The 19,309-nt window shown below is 44.5% G+C and carries 11 protein-coding genes; 1 reads left to right on the forward strand and 10 read right to left on the reverse strand.

The genetic code is table 11. The annotated features are described in order from the left end of the window. Window positions 1-257 precede the first annotated feature (257 nt). The 7 genes from GJQ68_RS10115 to GJQ68_RS10145 all read right to left on the reverse strand — a co-directional run bounded on the left by GJQ68_RS10115 (window position 258) and on the right by GJQ68_RS10145 (window position 14,517). Window positions 258-1,721, reverse strand: a complete 1,464-nt coding sequence (locus tag GJQ68_RS10115) for a vanadium-dependent haloperoxidase (protein WP_162417177.1) — start codon at window positions 1,719-1,721, stop codon at window positions 258-260. Continuing rightward, complete coding sequence (locus GJQ68_RS10120; protein WP_162417178.1) at window positions 1,708-3,819, reverse strand: thioredoxin domain-containing protein; 2,112 nt, start codon at window positions 3,817-3,819, stop codon at window positions 1,708-1,710. The genes GJQ68_RS10115 and GJQ68_RS10120 overlap by 14 nt, the downstream gene beginning before the upstream one ends. Window positions 3,820-3,869: 50 nt before the next feature. Next, complete coding sequence (locus GJQ68_RS10125; RefSeq protein WP_162417179.1) at window positions 3,870-7,265, reverse strand: VCBS repeat-containing protein; 3,396 nt, start codon at window positions 7,263-7,265, stop codon at window positions 3,870-3,872. 125 nt (window positions 7,266-7,390) lie between these two features. After that, complete coding sequence (locus GJQ68_RS10130; RefSeq protein WP_162417180.1) at window positions 7,391-9,238, reverse strand: RagB/SusD family nutrient uptake outer membrane protein; 1,848 nt, start codon at window positions 9,236-9,238, stop codon at window positions 7,391-7,393. 10 nt (window positions 9,239-9,248) lie between these two features. Further along, entirely contained in the window at window positions 9,249-12,599 is a 3,351-nt protein-coding gene (locus tag GJQ68_RS10135; protein ID WP_162417181.1) for a SusC/RagA family TonB-linked outer membrane protein, read from the reverse strand. A gap of 149 nt (window positions 12,600-12,748) precedes the next feature. Further along, window positions 12,749-13,801, reverse strand: coding sequence for a FecR family protein (locus GJQ68_RS10140; RefSeq protein WP_162417182.1), 1,053 nt, complete (start codon window positions 13,799-13,801; stop codon window positions 12,749-12,751). A 113-nt stretch (window positions 13,802-13,914) separates the two neighbouring features. Next, window positions 13,915-14,517: an RNA polymerase sigma factor gene (locus GJQ68_RS10145; protein WP_162417183.1), complete on the reverse strand. Its 603-nt coding sequence runs from the start codon at window positions 14,515-14,517 to the stop codon at window positions 13,915-13,917. Between the two features lie 413 nt (window positions 14,518-14,930). On the opposite strand from GJQ68_RS10145, the gene GJQ68_RS10150 reads away from it, so the two are divergent. After that, window positions 14,931-15,950, forward strand: coding sequence for an LLM class flavin-dependent oxidoreductase (locus tag GJQ68_RS10150; protein ID WP_162417184.1), 1,020 nt, complete (start codon window positions 14,931-14,933; stop codon window positions 15,948-15,950). Between the two features lie 16 nt (window positions 15,951-15,966). Here the strand turns inward: GJQ68_RS10150 and GJQ68_RS10155 are convergent, their stop codons facing one another. The 3 genes from GJQ68_RS10155 to GJQ68_RS10165 form a co-directional block, all read right to left on the reverse strand. Then, window positions 15,967-16,596, reverse strand: coding sequence for a hypothetical protein (locus tag GJQ68_RS10155; RefSeq protein WP_162417185.1), 630 nt, complete (start codon window positions 16,594-16,596; stop codon window positions 15,967-15,969). A 226-nt stretch (window positions 16,597-16,822) separates the two neighbouring features. Beyond that, entirely contained in the window at window positions 16,823-18,934 is a 2,112-nt protein-coding gene (feoB, locus tag GJQ68_RS10160; RefSeq protein ID WP_162417186.1) for a ferrous iron transport protein B, read from the reverse strand. A gap of 3 nt (window positions 18,935-18,937) precedes the next feature. Next, window positions 18,938-19,159: a FeoA family protein gene (locus tag GJQ68_RS10165; RefSeq protein ID WP_162417187.1), complete on the reverse strand. Its 222-nt coding sequence runs from the start codon at window positions 19,157-19,159 to the stop codon at window positions 18,938-18,940. Between the last annotated feature and the right edge of the window lie 150 nt (window positions 19,160-19,309).

Here is a 19,309-nt window from a genome sequence, read left to right on the forward strand (position 1 = left end):
ATAACAATTGTCCGAAAGAAGCGGACGTACATGGAAATTATAGCTGATCTGGTCTCCGGGAGCCATGTTTTCTCCACCGGTAGGTTTTTGACAGCCGGAAATACAAAGTAGTAAAATAAAACCGTTGATTATTCTCATTGATTGCTAATATAGTACTTGTATGTAGTAAGAGAGTGAAAATGCCTAAATCTCATCTTGCAAAGGGAAAATCTTGGGGAAAATCAAAACGAATCGGATTCCATAGCTGTACAAATCGACTAATCGCCTGTGTGATCCTTGTAGAAATCCCATACTTCCCTGGCCACATTGCGTCCAAGTTCAAGTCCTTCCAGATTATCGGCCTGGATATGGTACCCTCCTAAAACTCTGGAAAAACCTGCCATTTCTGCAGTTTCAGTAAAAGTTGGGAACTCTAGAACTACGGTATCACCCAAGAAATCCGGTTCGGTCATGGCCCCTGCCACCAGGGTTACTTTTTGACCAAATGTATCGCTGCCTGTCCACAATCGGAGTGCCTCTGCGCAGGCACCACTCACTGCGCTGTGGCCTGAAACATAACTCGGAAATGGGGGACATAAAAAAACCTCCGGGGAATAGGGACGCCATTGGTCGCCGGGTAGACGAGTCATTCCTACTTTTTCGCCACCCCAGCCATCAATCATCCGACCGTCAAAAAGATCATGAACCAATGCAAATGGTCTGGCGTAATCGTAGTGCATTTTAGAATCCCAGGCAGCAATAAAGGCATCCATGGCAACTACCTGGTTGTAAAAATACATTTTCACGTCCTGGTCCAACGTATGGTTGTCCCGCCTGGAAACATCCTGGGCAAATCGAAACCAATGCCCTGCCTGCTGTACAGATTGGGGACCATCCCGCATATATTCCACCAATGCTTTCTGGTAATCCGTCAGATTTGCTTGAACATCTACCACCTCCTGAATTTGTTTTTCCAATTCCTTGGTCCCTAATCCTGGAGGTGGGCCCGGACGAAACTGGTCGGCAGCTTTTAAGCCAATGGGGTGAACCCTATCCCAGAAGGGCGTCAGACATTCGGGGGCAAACCGCCCTCCTTTTCCATCCGAGAAATATTTTGGTTGCCATCTGCCCGGATCCAGGTTTTCATCTGCCGAGTTGGCTGGTTTGTAGCCTGTGTAATTAAAATAAGGTGATTGATCAGAACCAGGCTCTTCCCCATATTGGTTCGATCCGTCCCCTGTTCTGGATCTGATCACATCCTGAGCGGCCAGATTGCCGATACCCTCCGGGGATTGGGGATCCATAGACACATTCATCGGGTCCAGGCTCAAATCCAACATGAACCCGGTAAACAGCAGGCTGTCTGCGGGGAAATATTCCAAAAGTGAACGGTAGGCAGCATAGCTGATGGCAATTTCCTTATTTTCCAAAGTCCTTTCCTTTTCAGGACGCCTGCTAACTCCCTTCATATAAACCGGCTCTGCTTTACCATCGTAAACCGACCAGGCATCAAAAATGGAAACAAAAACCAGGGCTAGATACCGGGAGGTTATGGTAGGCCGCGGCGAAAATCGCTCTGTATCATTCGCAGTAGCTTCCAGCGCAAGATGACCCCATTTGTATGCCAGGTTATCTTTTCCCAGATGCTCATATTCTGCTTTTGCAGCTGGCTTTTCCCCGCAGCTGTAAAGTAAGCCCACCGAAAAAACCAGGATAAAGGATAGTAACTTATTTTTCTTCATAGGAAGTGTAAATGATGTCAATGGCTTGCTCCGGTAATGCTACCGGAAGTTTACAAGTATTGTTTTTACAAACATAGACCAAGGTCTTTCCTGACACGAGTCTATTGTTAAATAACGGAAGTTCGCTTTCCTGTGCGGTGCCCACGATCAGCGTGTTAGGCAGGTGGGTCTGATTCAGTCGTTTAATTAGGTTTTTTGAATTCGAACCAACTACTGCCACCTCCATGTATGGATGAGTCAGGTGCATCAAAAGTTCGTTCCACTTGGCATAGGCCCGCCCGTCTGAACGTATATTGGGAATCATCGAAGCAAGCATCTTTTTTGACCTTTCCAAAAAATCCTTGTTTCCCGTCAAATGGCCTAACTGAAACAAACTCAAGGCCATGGAAGCGTTTGGAGATGGTATAACGCCATCATGGGTAAGGATAAGTTTGGAAATCAACTCTTCGGTCTGGTTAAATCGGAACATTCCGGTCTCTTCATCCGAAAATTCCTCCAAAATAAAGGAATTGAGGAAAATGGCCAGATCCAAATGTTCCGGATTCATGGTAAAACCGTATAACTTTAAAACAGCTTCCAGGAGAAATGCGTAATCTTCCAGAAATCCCGGAACATGGTTTCCGCCTTCCTTAAAGGAGTGAATGAGTTTGCCGTCCCGGAGGCTGTTATTTTGAAGGAAATCAAGAATTTCAAGGGATTTATCCAGGTATTCTTCATTCCCCAGGGCTGCATAGGCATCCAGAAAACCCAACATGAGTAGGGCATTCCAGGAAGTAATAATCTTATCGTCCTTCCCGGGCGGGATTCGTTTTTCCCGGGCCTTTAGCAGCGTGGAATGCCATTTAGCCTTGAGTGACTGGAAATCAGCCATTGAAATCCCCCGGTCTGCTGCAAACAACCTATCCGGTTTATCCCTAAAAAGAATGAAAGCACGCGCTCCCGTCAATTCCTGAGCGGGTAGGGAGTAATACAGGGAAAAAAGCTCGTATTCTTCGGCAAGGATGGCTCTCAAATCACCCTCTTCCCATAGATAATATTTCCCCTCTATTCCCTCCGAATCTGCATCCAATGCCGCATAGTAACCACCTCCCGGATGCTTCATTTCACGTTCTAAAAAATCGGTGATCCCCAGGACCACTTCCCGGTATTGGTTTTCTTTAAAAGCCTTAAATGCAGTGGAATAGACACTCAACATCAGGGCATTGTCGTAAAGCATTTTTTCGAAATGGGGCACCTTCCAATAGGTGTCGGTACTGTACCGGTAAAAACCTCCCCCTATTTGGTCATGAATGCCCCCTTGCAATATTTTTTGAAGGCTGTTTTTAACGTGAACCTCGAGATCCCGATTGTTTGCCAAAACAGAATAGTTCAATAAAAAGTTTAGATTGGTAGGCATCATGAATTTCTCGTCCCCCTTGTCTCCTCCCCAGTCAAGATCCCAGGAGGATTTCCATTTGCTGACACTTTCTTCCAAACTGCCCGCATTGATGGGATCCTCATCGGTTGGCGGAACGATAATATTGGTCTCTTGAATTCCCATTGCCAACATTTCTCCATAATTCCTGGCCTTTTCGGGATCCTCGGTATAAAACGAATTCACATCCTGTAAAACCTGCATCCACTGCTCCCTGGTATGATAGGTGCCTCCATATAACGGATTTCCGTTTGGCAACGTAATCACATTAAGCGGCCAGCCTCCACTTCCCTTGATCAATTGAAGAGCTGTCATGTAAACTTTGTCAATATCGGGACGCTCCTCCCTATCCACTTTAATGGAGATAAAATGCTCATTCATAAAATCAGCTACTTCCTGATCTTCAAAGGTTTCTGCTTCCATTACGTGACACCAATGACAGGACGAGTACCCGATACTGACCAACAGCAGCTTACCCTCTGATCTCGCTTCTTCCAGGATCTTATTACTCCAGGGTTGCCAATTGACCGGATTATTGGCATGCTGCAGCAAATAGGGGCTTGTCTCCTGCATCAAGGCATTGGTTCTTCCGGCAGATACATTCGATTGTTTTACATTGCCACAGCTCGCCAGGCCAACTACTGTTACAAAAAACAGGGAACACTTCACGAGGGATACCTTCATAAACTGGAATTTAATTACAGTCAAAACATACATGAATTTTCATCCGGAGGCTAGGGATTAGCGGGAAAAATAGTCGATAAACCAAAATTTTCCTGGCTTTCGATACGAAGCAACTGGAGAAAATCATTGTTTTTTGCAAACAAAACCCCTGCCTGTCCACCTGCCAATTTCAACTTTTTGGCTGATTTAACCTCCCCGCGAATCATCAGCCCACTTTCATAGGGCATTTGACTTTCAAATCCACCTTCACCATCTCCAAGAAGAATACCGCCATAACTGGCATCATTTCTCGGCGTTTCCACTTCAGACCCGTATAGATTTCCGGCATAAAGCATGTCCAGGTTTCCGTCCTGATTTATATCCATCGACACCAAGGCGTTGATGGAGGATATTTGAGAAAAAGTATCCAGTGGCTTGATCGTAAATGTTCCGTCTCCCTGGTTTTCCAAGTAAAGATGAGCAAAGCTCTTTACTTCAAAATGGGTTGATTTCTCCAAATCTTCTGTGGTATAGATTTCCTCTAAACTGGCCGAAGCATAGGATTTGTAATCTTTGAATTTTGCTTTGATGGCAGGTATCTGCTGGGAAGAGCATTCTCTTCCACGAACCGGCACCCTTACTCCTTTATCCAGATAACTCAACACCAGATCGTCCTTGCTATCGTTGTCATAATCGTACACATACAAGCTGAACGGAGAGGATTGGCTAGCCTGGTATTTGTAATTTTCCCCCAGGTTACCAACAATAAAATCGATATCCCCATCCGAATCAAAATCCTCTCCATGCAGTCCAAACCACCAGCCGTTGGTATCCCCCAAACCTGCAGCTACTGACTTGTTGACGAAGGTTCCATTTTCATTCTTCAGGTAGGTAATTCCCATCCATTCCCCAACAAGGATCAGATCTTCCATGGTATCCCCGTCTACGTCTACCCAACTGGCTTGCGTCACCATGCCCAAATCCAGCAAGTCCGGTGCGACTTCCTCGGTGACATCCTCAAATTTCACTTCATCCCGGGAACTGTTATTTCTCAAAATATAGCTTTTGGGCGCATGCGGGTAATTTCTGGGGGTTACCCTGCCTCCCACAAATAAATCCAAATCCCCATCCTTATCTATATCCGAGGCGACCACTATCGAGCCGCTCTCCCTCATTAACGGCAGTGCCGTATCCGATTTTTCAAACAGCCCGTTCCCTCTATTGATATAAAATTTATCCTGATAGTACACGTCGCCCTTACGAAGTTCATTCCCACCACATACCACGTATAGATCTGCCAACCCGTCACCATTTGCATCAAAAAACAGGGCACTTACATCTTCCTGAAACCTGTCTTTTTCCCACAAATCTTGCTGCATTTCGGTAAAAGTCCCATCGCTGTTTTGCAGGAACATTTTACCGGCGTACCCACTGGAACCTCCCAGATAAAAGTCATCCAATCCATCGTTATTGATGTCACCGACAGCAATTGCCGGTCCGTATTCTGAAATTTTATGCGGAAGTAAAACCTGGTATTGAAAATCATCGAAGGTGTTTTCGGTATGACGGTGATTCAGCGATACGGTGGAAGTAATGTCTGTAAAATAACCAGGGGACACCGCTGGCTCCGGGGTCCCAACCTCCACTGCATCGGCTTCTTTAACCGTGATTCGCTGGTTTACGGCTACGTTGTCCAACAGGTTTTGCTGACCGCCTGGCCAAAGCACCCTTATCTGGTGTATGACCGATCCTTTTCCCAGCCCAAAATGGATGGTAGGATCCACGGAGGATTGGAAACCCCTGGTCAGGGTGAGCTCCTGAAACTGAGTAACCGAATCCGTCTCCAACCAAACCTTTACGCCTAGTCCTAATGGATTTGATGCATTGCCTTTTAACTCTATTTGCAAAAAATTAGCGTCCGCCATCTTGTTGGCGTTGTTTTCGTAGATAGTAGCCCGATCATCCAGGTTATTGATTACTAAATCCAAATCTCCGTCGTTGTCCAGGTCTGCATAAGCTACTCCATTCGAAAAACCGTTAAAATTGATTCCCCAACTTTCCGATACATCTGTGAAGGTTAAATCTCCCTTGTTTTGAAAAGCAAAGTTTTTGATTTTTTCGGAAGGAATCTTCTTGGTCAAATCAAGGGAATTGCCATCCTCGAAATCTTGTACCTCGTCGCTCCTGAAATAATCGCTGTTGTTGATATCCCTTCTAACTCCATTGGTTACATAAATATCCTTAAGTCCGTCGTTATCAAAATCGGCAAACAAGGCCGCCCAACTCCAATCAGTGGAAGATACGCCGGCCATTTTTCCAATGTCTCCATAATGCGGCAAACCAAGGGTATCCATTCCCATATGAAGTTGAAGGGTGTTGATGGAATATTGATGATGCATGTCGTTTTTGACCATGGAATAAAACCGCTCCGGGTCCATGCTATCCATATTTTCCTTTGCCCTGCGGTAGCTTTTTGGCATCATATCCACTTGATAGATATCCAGGTAACCGTCATTATTGAAATCCGCTGCATCCGTTCCCATTCCAAAATAGGAGGTATGATTGGTTAGGTCCAGATTAAAATCCGTGAATGTACCATCCTGATTATTGATATAGAAAAAATCAGGTGTACTAAAATCATTGGAAACATACAAGTCGGGCCAGCCATCCTGGTTGAAATCCCCTACTGAAACTCCCAATGACAATCCGTATTTATTCAAACCAGCCTCTTGGGTCATATCGGTAAACTTTCCATTTCCTTCATTTTTGTATAGCCGGTCACTTCGATGATAGGGTGCCGCATACCTGTACGTCAGGTACTCTACCATGCTGGTACGTGAGGGTACGATGGGATAATTGATCAGGTACAAATCCTGCAGGCCATCCCCGTCATAATCAAAAAAAACTGCTTGTGTACTATTCCCTTCATCTGCAAGGCCGTAAGCTTCTCCCATCTCCGTGAATGTGGGGATTTCACCTTCTCTCGCATCGTTGATATAAAGTAGATTTTTTGTGGTTCCCCATTTGCCGGACACACTGATGTATATATCCAGCCAGCCATCCTGATTGGCATCGCCTACGGTAACTCCCGTCATCCAGCGCTCGTCTCCTGCCACCCCTGCGGACACGGATACATCTTCAAATTGTAGGTTTCCTTTATTGATATAAAGCTTATTGGGAACCATGTTGCCGGTAAAATAAAGATCCTGCAAGCCATCATTATTGAAATCGCCCACAGCCACTCCCCCGCCCATGTAGATATACATGTAGTTAAAATAGTTGATCGAATCATTTTCAGTGAGGTCATTGGAAAAATCGATTCCAGTGGATTCAAGACTGAGCTCGGAAAATAATGAGGACTGATCTGTTTTATCCTGGCATGCTGCCAAAAAAAAGATCAGGCCAACGAAAAGAATGTAATTCGCAAATTTATCCTTGATGCAACGGGTATTTACGCCTGTTTTCATGTTAGAAGGTATTTTTTGTGTCAATCCTTACCTACCTGAATAAGAAGAAATATCCACAGCGGTACCGAATCTTTCCAGTTTCTTTACCCCTGTGGATTAAATTAGCTTTCAACTAAACCCGACTGTCAATCTTCATATCCTGGGTTTTGTTGAATATTATTGTTGCTACGTTGAATTTCTTCCCTTGGAATAGGAAATCTATAGTAGTAGTCGCCCGGCCAGGGGAATCGTGGGTCTGTCTCCTCTACTTCTCCGTAGGTGTAGTGCAAGGTCCCCATTAAATCACCTTCCTCAGCTGTGGACCAATCCATTGTAACACTGCTTAAGCCTCGGATTGGATCCATATCGATATTGCCAGGAGCTGCTTTCCAGCGCAACAGATCCCAAAAACGCATGTCCTCTAAATGTAACTCGATGGCACGTTCGTTTCTGTAGTCGCGTAGTAATGCTTCGCCCGAACTGGTAATGTCCGGCATGTCGACAGAAGGTCTTTTCCGAACCATATTGATGTATTCCCTTGCCAGTTCCTCATTGCCCAGCGCAATTTGAATCTCTGCGTAGTTCAGGTAAAATTCCGCCAACCGCATGAATACTGTCGTTTGGCTATAATCAAAATCGAAGCTTGCTCTGGGCCCTTGAAAGTCCAACAGTTTTCTAAACGTATACCCGGTCTGAACCCTCCAATGAAAGGGAGTCAGTCCTTTCACCCAATAGGTTTTGGAGTCCCTGCCAAAATCAAAAAGGGTCTGATTATTCATGGGATCTACTTTATTGGGATTCTCGTAGGGGGGCTGGTTATCGGGATTTGGATTGGCATCCTCCCAGTATTCATACAACCGTTGGGTGCTTTTGGACCCATCGATGATGTTTACCGGACCCGCCCCAGGGTATAAAATATAGCTGTAATACCTTGGATCCCTGTTTACATTCGGATTTTGCTCATCGTAACCGGAAGAAGGGTTGACAGTCATTCCGTCGGGCAAATAAGGATATTCTCCATTTTCCATTTGAAACATATTAATAAAATGCTGGGTGGGCATGAGGCGCTGACGGGCATCAAATCCACTTGGCCAATAATCATAATTGTAGCCCCAATCTGGAATCCTTGATCCGGCGGTATAGGTTCTGCCGAAAACGATTTCATTCGTTTCCAGCGGTTGGAGAAATAATTCCTCGTGGTTGGAATGCAAGGTAAAACCAGCATCTATCACCGCTTTTGTGGCCACTTCAGCCGCCTGCCATCTGCCCATGTCATTGGTTGGGTTATTAAGTGGACTGGCCATGTAAAGCAACATACGGGCTTTTAAGCCCATTGCGGCTTCTTTACTTACTTTTCCGGCAGCGGGGGTTGTTCCATCCAATAAATTGATTGCCAATTCCGCCTCATTGAGGACAAATTGTGCGCATTCTTCGTAACTGTTTCGCGAAACGTCAAACGACTCATCACTGAGGCTGAAACTTTCAGTAATTAGCGGGACTCCACCGAAGGTTCGGATCAATTCAAAATACATCCAGGCCCGAAGGAAGTGAACCTCACCCTTCATGCCATCCAATACTTCTGCATCAATTGTCGATCCTTCAATTTTTTCAAAGAAAATGTTAGCCCTCCGGATGAAATCATATTCCTCCGCCCAGATATTGGTCAGTTGTGTGATATTATCCGGGGTAATGTTTCCTTCCAGATACTGACGTATTCCCGCAGCGCGGTTGTGGGTATCCGGAGCCGAAACAGCAATATCAGTCATGCCGATGTAGGCACCGGTTCCGGGGCTCCAATGTGGTTTAATACCGTTATACATGTTGTACACATAATTCTGAAGAAAGGTGGGGTCTGTAAATACATTTTCTTCAGATATGGCATCCAGTGGCGTAACCTCAAGTAGGTCGTCGTTGCAGGAGGAAAAAACAACACCAAATAGCAGTAGTGCGATCAGGTTTTTCATCCGGTTATATTTTTTAGTTCTATTTTCCATGACTTTTTTTTTAAAAAGAAAGATTAAGACCAAAACCCAAGGTTCTCATATTTGGATAGGTGCCCCCTTTTCCACTAAGAAACTCAGGGTCACCTGCCCCAAACTCTGCCAGATTATTATAAATCATAAATAGATTCTCTCCTGATAAATACACCCTAAGCCCAGATATTCCAATCCGTTCCATCAGTTCACTGGGTAAATTATATCCTAACTCAGCCGATTTAAAACGAACCCATCTGGCATTGTGGTACCAAAAATCACTGTTTTCAGCAGCAAAACCTACCGGGCGGATTCGAGGTAAGACCGCATCGGTATTTTCCAAATCATAGGTATTGTTGGCCACATAGGCAAGCCCATTCCCGTTGGCTCCCGTATTAAACCCGTTGTCCAGCCTGAATTTGCCTCCATCCTGTCCCTGGAGTAGCATGGTCAAGTCGAAGTTTTTGTAGTCAAGACCTATGGTCATCCCAAATTGCGACCTGGGAAACGCGTTGACATTGTAACGGTACCGGTCATTTCCGTCTATGACCCCGTCACCGTTTAAATCATTAAAAATAAGGCTACCTAATGTGGCATTAGGGTAACTAACATGAGAATCCAAATCATCCTGCGTACGATAAATGCCAATGGCATTATACACTAATTCAGAACCTATTGGCATTCCTTCCAGGTTTTGATAGGGCTCGGCCTGAGGTACCTCATCAAAAAATATAATCTCATTGTCGTTAAAGGAGTAATTGGCACTTACTCTGTAATTAAGCAGCCCGATATGCTCCCTGAATCCCAGCTGAAACTCGATTCCGTGACTTTTCATCTCCCCGATATTCTCATCCGGTAAGATAAGTCCTGTATATCCAGGGATTGATGCCTGCCTTCTCCCCAAAATATTGGTGGTATAGGTCCGGTAGATGTCCGTCTCTAAGGTCAACCTGTCCTGCAAAAATCCAAGTTCCAATCCTATATCCGTTGATTCCGAAACTTCCCAGGTAATGTTTGGATTTGGCGTTGTCAATGCCGCTATACCCCGGACATCGTTTCCATTTACTACCCAACCGGCTCCATATCCAAAACGACCAATATACTGAAAAGGGTCCACCCGGTCATTTCCCAATTTACCCCAGGACGCCCGGATTTTAAAGTTGCTGAATACATTATCCGACATAAATGCCTCTTCGCTCACGACCCATCCTGCGGATAGTCCAGGGAAAAATCCCCAGCGGGTTTCTTTCGGGAAAATTGGAGAGCCATCGTATCGAAAATTAAATCCAAAAAGGTATTTATTACTAAATTCGTAATTTAATCTGCCAAAATAATTTTGCCGGGCATTTTCGCTGGCACCGCCGCTATTGTTCCATTGGCTTCTGTTTTCACTTCCCGCAAAAAGCTGGTCAATTTGTGGGGAATCAAAACCCAGGCGTTGGGCCCAGAAAAAGTTATCGTCATAGGTCATTTGCTCGTAGGCCACAAATCCACTTATGCGGTGGTCTGTGTTGATGACCCTATCGTAGGCAATCTTTGAATTAAGGGTAATCATCGTGCTTTGGGAAAAATCTTCCCGTAATCCGATATCCTCCACTGTTCTGGATGTCCTTTTTACGATGTCTCCCGAAGCATTTCGCTCATAATAATCCCAAACGTAGTCAAAGGATTTGTTGTAATTGAAGGTCTTCACGATCGATGCGAAACCATCCACAGACAGTCCCTCTACAAAGGGGATTTTATAATTATACCTGAAAGTGCCGTTCGCCACATCCATGGTATTCCTTCTGTAACCAGGGCTCAATAGACGAGCGGCGGGATTTAAATGCGACCAACCTTCACCCGGATACCTGTAATCCCCTCCAATGTAGGCCTCCTGTAAGGGGCTGGTAGAAGCAAATGCCCCGATAGCACCAGACCCGCCCTGAGGAGATTGGGTGAATTTTTGACGAATCGATAAATCGATGCCCACTTCCAAATCATCCGTCACCGTTACATCCAGATTTGCACGAACGTTGTATTGTTTGAGCTTTGTGACATCATCCGCCCTCAAAATACCTCCTTGATTTACCATACCCACTGATGTAAAATACCGGACACGTTCCGACCCTCCCCGCATGGTCAGCGATTGCCTGGAAATCGTAGCTGGGGGATCCACCAGAGCATCCCACCAATCTTCTGCCCGTCTGTTGCCATTTCGGAAAGATTCTACCAAATCATCTGGAAATTCAGGTCCCGCTCCTTCAAGCACCCGGTTACGATTGAGAACATCCATGTAATCAAATACATTGGCAGACTTAACCTTCATGGTAGGAGATTGGAATAACTGCGAACTGGAAAAGTTGAACGAAGGTTTTCCTGTTTGTCCCCTTTTGGTAGTAACCAAAATGACTCCTCCTGCAGACTGTGCACCATAAATCGCCGCAGAGGCATCCTTTAAGACAGAAATGGATTCGATGTCGTTGGGATCCAGTCGATTCAAACCATCGGGGTCTGCATTGGCCACTCCATCTATGACAATTAGTGCCGAATTGTTTCTAGTAGTATTGAATCCTCTAACAAGAATCTGTGCATCGTCAAAACCGGGAACCGCACTTCGCTGGTTAACATAAAGTCCTGCAAGCCTCCCGGATAGCGCATTGGATAAGGAAACAGCTGATGATTTCTTCACTTCCTCACCGGAAGTTTGAACCACCGCATTGGTAAGCTCCGATTTCTTTTGTGTGCCATAACCCATAACGATAACCTCATCTAATGCCTGGGCACTTTGCTCAAGGGTAATGTCAATTGTAGTTTGATTTCCCACCTCTACGGTTTTTGATTCAAAACCGATAAAGGAAAAAACCAACGACGAGCCCTCAGGAACCACAATGGAATACTTTCCATCCATATCCGTGGCTGTCCCTGAATTGGAACCGGGCACAAGGACAGTGACGCCTGGTATGGGATCCCCATTTGCATCTACCACCGTACCGGAGACCGTCACCTCCACAAGCACCGTATTTACCGTATTTCTATTTTTGGAAAGTCTGACGCTGATTTTGTCGTCTACCTGCTTGAAAGACAGCCGGTGGGAAGACGAAATTGCTAATAAAACAGTCTCCAGGGTTTGCTCCTTAACATGAATGTTCACCAACTCCGCATCTTCGAGCAGGTGTTTGTCGTAGATAAATGAAAACTCCGTTAACTTATTTATTTCCGAAAATGTCTCTGATAGAGGTGCATTTTCTAAATCTAAACTCAAGACTACTTTCTTAATATCCAGTGACCCCTGAGCATTTGAAGGTGCCGCATAAATTAATGGTAAGAAAAGCATCTGGAATAGGAATCCATAGAGGTAGTATTTTCCTATCATACATAGGGCATGTAATATTTTTTTCATAAATTTGCATGTTTTATTGTGACTAATCCGCAGTAAAGCAAGAGGCTGATAGGAAGCGCCTGATAAACCTTCCTTATCGCCGGGCAAGGTCAATGATTCTTCATTGGCTTTGCTTATTTTAATTGATTGGTTTTCCTCATCCAGTTTATTTAGGGTGTAAAAACTAGCTTAACTTTTTTCTGGTCAATTTTATAATCGAATCCATAGGCATATCCGATAGATTCCAGTACATCACTCAAATAGGTGTCTTTAAATTTTCCTGAAATTTCCAACCCATATTGGGGGCTGTTTTCCAGAGCTATCTCTACTCCATACCAGCGTTCTAGGGTACGAACAAACTCCTCAACCGAAAGATTGTCAAAAAGCAGGATCCCCGATTTCCATGAAAAAGCCTTTTCCGGGTCAAACCGGCCTTTGGTAATTTTTTCTGCTCCCAGGGAAGTTACTTCCTGCCCGGGCTGCAAATAAATGGGCTGATTTTCTTGGGATTCGTTTACAACCTCCACTTTCCCGGTGGCCAGCTGCACCCTGATTTGATTGGGATTGTACGAATTGATATTGAATGATGTACCAAGAGCAGTAGTAGTTATGTTTCCTGAAAACACCTTAAAAGGCAACAAACTATCCGGTGCTACCTCAAAAAATGACTCCCCAACCAAACGAATTTCGCGGTTCGTGTCTCCAAAGTCACTTCTGTATTTTATTTCACTTTCTGCATTGATAATTACCGAACTGCCGTCCGGCAAATGAATCTTTGATTTTTGTCCTTTAGGATTCGACTTGCTAATCCAATAAATAGGGTTTTCAATAATTTCCGGGTCTGCCAGCCGATTTTTCTGCACTACATCTACTGCGAGGAAGGTAAGCCCCAGAACAAAAAGCATAAAGAAAACCTTCTGTACCACCTTCCAATGGTCAAGAGTTACCCGCTTATCGGTAGGCCTGGATACAAGCTGCTTGCTTTGTTCAATGTGTTGGTGAATCTTCGAGAGTACCAGTAATTCGTCCTCCTTTTCCCATTCTTCTCCTATCTCATTCAACTCCTCTAAAATCAATCTGGCCTGATTTATAAGCTGCCCCTTGACTTTATCAGTTGCCATCTCGGTCCAGAAAGCACCATCTTTGAACGAACCCTGACCCAACACCCAATCTACGAAAGACTTGTCTTCCAAAAAATCTTTTATGGTGGTGTAGGTCTTCATGAATTGGGTTTGTTATGTTAATAAGAGGAAATAATTATTGAAATCTCATCACCAAATCGCATAAAATTTTACATGTTTTTAGCAATCAAAAAATTCCGTAGTAATCCATCAGATTAAAATACCGCTAAAATAAAAAATAAAACCAAACCTTTGGTCGAAAAATCGCTGGGAGACAGAACCGCCTTCAAAGATTTAATCCCTTTGAATATCAAATTGTAAATAGAAGGGATCTGCACCCCCATTAATTCCGAGATTTCATCGTATGTTAGTTCCTGAAGGTAGCGCAGGTAAATTGCCTCCTTTTGCCTTAGCGGCAGGGCATCTATCGCTCGACTTAATTTATGGCCCGAATCCAGGCTGATTTGGTTTTCCTCCAGTATTTCCTGAAATGACTGCTCCCAGCTAATCTTTGAGTGGTAGTCGTCAATCGTCTCAAATTTACAGGCGGAATTTACCCGCTTGATTAGCTCCCTTCGAAAAGCTGAAAACAAATAAAATTTTATAGATTTATGAATAGAAAGAATCTTCCTTGACTCCCATATGTGGATATATACATCCTGTAACACGTCCTTGATCATTTCTTTATCCAAGGTAAACCGAAACCCGTATTTGTAAAGGTCTTTGGCAGTGGAGAGGTACACGTAATCAAAGGCTTTTTGGTCACCATTTGCTACCAATTGCCATAGTTCGGCTTCTTTAAGTGTGTGAAATTCCATAGAACATCAGGTTATTGGGTAATCTAAGGGAATTAAGGATGGTTTCTATATACCAAACATACGATATTATGAAAAATAAACCACTTACAAACGAAAAAAATTTTAAACTATCCATTTACCATACCATAATCTATTAAAAATAAAAATACAGTTTTTTTTATATAAACACTTTCTTTATTCTGGAAATAGCTTTCAGGATTTGCCTTTCAACAAATTTATTTTCAATCCCATTTTATTGTATCTAAAACTTCCCAATGCACCGCTTGTCATTCATCCTGAAAAAAAGTCCGAGAAAACCAGTCAGCGGAAACAGCCTTTCTGAAAAAGAAATGGTATAGAGCAAGGCTTTAGCATTTTAAAAATCTAATTCTGCTCGAGGAACCAAAAAAAGGAACCTGTAGTTTTTAACACCTATGCCGACAAACACACCATTCTCCATACTTGATTTAGCCATTATCAAAAAAGACCATGACGCATCCGATGCCTACCGCAGAAGCCTGGACCTTGCCCAGCATGCTGAAAATTGGGGGTATACCCGGTTTTGGCTGGCAGAACACCATAACATGCCCCATGTAGGAAGTGCTGCTCCTACGGTGCTGATGGGATACATTGCCCAAGGAACCCAGCGTATCCGTGTGGGCTCGGGAGGGATCATGCTACCCAACCACAGCCCGCTGATCGTTGCCGAGCAAATTGGCACCCTGGAAACCCTCTATCCCGGTAGAATTGACCTGGGATTGGGCAGGGCACCGGGAACCGACCAACGCACCGCCTCTGTTTTACGCCGGGGAAGGATGGAATCTGTGCAGGAATTTCCACAGGACCTGGAAGAATTGCAGGCCTATTTTTCGGAGGATAACCTGGATGCTCCTGTCCGAGCTTTTCCGGCGGAAGGCCTAAACGTTCCCTTTTATTTGCTGGGATCCAGTATGGACAGTGCCTACCTGGCAGCAGCTCGGGGCTTGCCATACGTATTTGCCAGTCATTTTGCTCCCACTTATTTTCAACAAGCCAGCAGGTACTATCAAAACCATTTTCAAGCGTCAGCAACTTCCCGAAAACCCTACCTGATTGCCTGCATCAATGTGGTGGTGTCCGAAACTGATGAAGAAGCGCAGTTCCTTGCCACTTCTTTCTACCAGATGGCTCTGGGGATAATTCGAGGCCGCTCCTACCCCTTACCAGCTCCTGTTTCGGATATGAATGCCATCTGGGCACCGCATGAGGCTGCTGCCCTTCAAAACATGATGGCCTATACCTTCGTGGGGAGTTATGAATCCGTACGGCAGGGATTAGAAAATTTCCTGGACCAAAATAAGCTGGACGAACTGATGGTCACCACCAATATTTACGATCATGAAAAAAGGCTGGCCTCTTTTGAGCTCACCGCAAAGGCCATTCGATCCATTTCTCTAAAAAAACCTGTCGGCTGAGATTATTCTCAAAAAATCAATTCAACCCTTCATTCTTTGACCACTTTGCCGGCATGGTCGTTCGGGAAGCAAATAAAAGTACTTGTATTATCAGGCCAATGACAATCAGGATTACAAGTTCAAATTGGGAAATAATGCTGCCCAGGTGAAAAATTCGATCTGTTTTTGATTTTAATTTATCCGCTTCTATTAACTGGATTTGGGAAAGGGAATGCAAGTCCATCAACGCAGATTTAATCATCACTTCCTCGCTTTCCAGATCACCCTGTTTGAGCTTTAGATCAATCTCCTCGGTCAGTCCGGTAAAATGCAAAAAATACCTGGCCTCCTCTTCCGTCAGGCGGGTTGCCTGATAAAGCTGATTCAGCGTATCTATTTCTGCCAAAAGCTGCGTGGCAATCCGTTGCTTTTGGGATAAGGAACTAACCGGGTCGTTGATCGCTACTTGCAGGTTATGGAGTTTCTCCGAAAAATCCAGAATGTAGCTCTCCGCTACCAACCGATCTTTATAAATCGCTTCAAATGCCGATTCCAATTCATCAATCTGATGACGGTGATTGATGTTGGTAATCATTACCAGAACAATTACCCCTAATAGCAGCGAAGCGGCTGTAATTTTATGTTTAACACTGTAAGTCCATTTCATTGCATCGTTACCTTTTCCGGATACCAACTACGGTAGTTGACAAAATTTTAGCGTCAAAGCTAATGGGAAAACGATAAAAATGATAGAAAAATAACAAAAAGTTAACCGCATTTTTCACAACCACAGCCGTTTCGGTTTTTAGTGGATTTTTTACTCCAAATGCGAATCCCCCAATAAACCAAAACCCCTGCAAATAAAATTGCAACAATGACTTCCTGTAACATGATTAAATAAATATTTGATAGGTAACCAATGCCCCCAAATAGGCCACAATGGTCATTCCAATCGTTTGAATCAGGGGCCATTTCCAGCTTTTGGTTTCCCGGTAAACCACCGCTACCGTGCTCATGCACTGCATGGCCAAGGCATAAAAAACCATCAACGAAAATCCGGTAGCCCGGTTAAAAACCTTCTCTCCCGTATCCGCATGCACCTGTTTATCCAGTTTCTCCCTTATCGTAAGTTCGTCTTCCACATCCTCCCCTACACTATAAATGGTGGCCACGGTGGCCACGAAGACCTCCCTTGCTGCGAAAGAGGTCAATAAAGCGATCCCTATTTTCCAATCATAGCCTAAGGGCCGAATGGCCGGTTCGATCGCCTTTCCCAGGATTCCAATATAAGAAGCTTCCAACTGTTTGGACGCAAATTCAGAAGCCAGTTCGTGTTTCTGATCCTCGGTGGCTGCTGCAACTGCGCGTTCCTTTTCCACTTCCAATGCTTCCATCTGGCCTGAGGGACCATAACTAGCCAGTACCCATAAAACGATCGAGATGGCCAGAATTACCTTTCCTGCCTCCAGAACGAAAATTTTGGATTTGTTATACATGGTAAGCAACACGGTCTGCCAACGTGGCAGGCGGTAGATGGGCAGATCCGTCATGAGAAAACTCTTCTCCTTTGTCCGCAAAACGTATTTCAATGCCAGGGCACCCAATAGCGTAAATACCGTACCTAGTAAGTACATAAAAAGCAAGGCCAATGCCTGCAGGTTGATCCCCGCCCATGATTGGTCCGGAACGGTCAACCCAATCAAGATAATATATACCGGAAGTCGGGCCGAACAACTCATCCAGGGGGTCACCAAAATGGTAATCAACCGTTCTTTCGTGTTGCTGATGTTTCGGGTAGCCATAATTCCCGGAATGGCACAGGCCATGCCCGAGATCAGGGGAACCACACTCTTTCCATGCAAGCCAAATGGCCGCATCATGCGGTCCATCAAATACACCACACGGGAAAAATAACCCGTGTCCTCTAAAAAAGCTAAAAAACCAAAAAGCAAGGCTATTTGAGGAATGAATATGACCACGCCACCAATACCCGTAATAATGCCTTCGGAAAGCAGGTCTGTCAGCACCCCCGGAGGGAATACCTCCGAAACCCATCCACTTGCTGCGGCAAAGGCTCCATCTATCAGGTCCATGGGCGTTTCTGCCCAGGCAAAAATAGCCTGAAATATAACCAACATGATGGCCAAAAACGTAAGGTAGCCCCAAAGGGGATGCATAAAAACCACATCCAGGGCAGCGTGAAATTTTTTAGGAGTTCCCTTTCCCGAAGACTCTGTACTGGAAAGCAATGCTTTAATCTGGCTCAATCGCTGTTCGGTCTCCCGGGCTTGTTGTTCCATCCCATCAAAACCATGGGTTTTGGCCTTGTCTTTTAACCATTTTTGCTGATCTGATGGCAGCAAGGGATCAAAATCAGCAAAAATCAATTGTTGGAAGGCCTGATAGTCGGTTTCTAATTTGAATTCCCTTTTTACTTCATCCAGTAAGTCGGGGAATCCCATCTTATGAAAAGGTTTACCCACTTCAAAATTCTCCTTTTGAAAGAGATCCCGTACCGCTTCCATGCCCTGATTGTTTCTGGCATCTGTCATTACCAGCGGCACGCCGAGCTGCTGATACAAGGCAAAAGTGTGTATGTTTACCCCTCGCTTTTCAGCCAGGTCTTTCATATTGATTACAAAAGCCAGGGGAATACCCAAATCAATTACCTGCGTACCCAGAAGTAAGCTTCTTTCCAGATTACAGGCATCCAATACCACCAGTGCCGCATCCGGCTTTTCTACTCCCAGCCCATTCAACACTTTGTGTGCAATGATCTCGTCCTCAGACTTGGGATACAAACTGTAGGTGCCCGGCAAATCGATCAGCTCAAAATGCTTTTCGCCCACATGAACCTGCCCCACCATTTTATCCACCGTCATGCCCGGGTAATTACCGATTTTCTGGTTTAACCCGGTTAATTGATTAAAAATACTGGATTTTCCGACATTGGGATTTCCGATGATGGCGATGCTTTTCAGGGCCTTCTTTTCGGCGACTTCCATGCGTTAGGCTTCTTTTATTTGTATCAGGTCTGCTTCTTCTATCCTCAGCGCAATGATGTTGCCATCTATCAAAAAAGCCATGGGACCGTTAAATGGTGCTTTTTTGAATAAGCTGATTTTTTTCCCGGGTAGAATGCCCATTTCCATCATTCTAACCAACAGGGGCGTGACAGAAAGGCTGACAATTTCGTACGTTTGTCTGGGTTTTAGTTTGGCTGCAGTCATGAGGACATGTCTAATTTCCCAATCCTTCCATAGGATTTACAAGCGCAATTTTACTACATTTTTCCCAAAATAGTAAAGAATTAAGCCTTTATTTAGATTGAATAAATAAAATTACCGTCCTTTCCGCGTTCCTGGACCAATTACCGGAAA

The sequence above is a fragment of the Cyclobacterium roseum genome (assembly GCF_010119225.1).
In the GTDB taxonomy this organism is placed as follows: Bacteria; Bacteroidota; Bacteroidia; order Cytophagales; family Cyclobacteriaceae; genus Cyclobacterium; species Cyclobacterium roseum.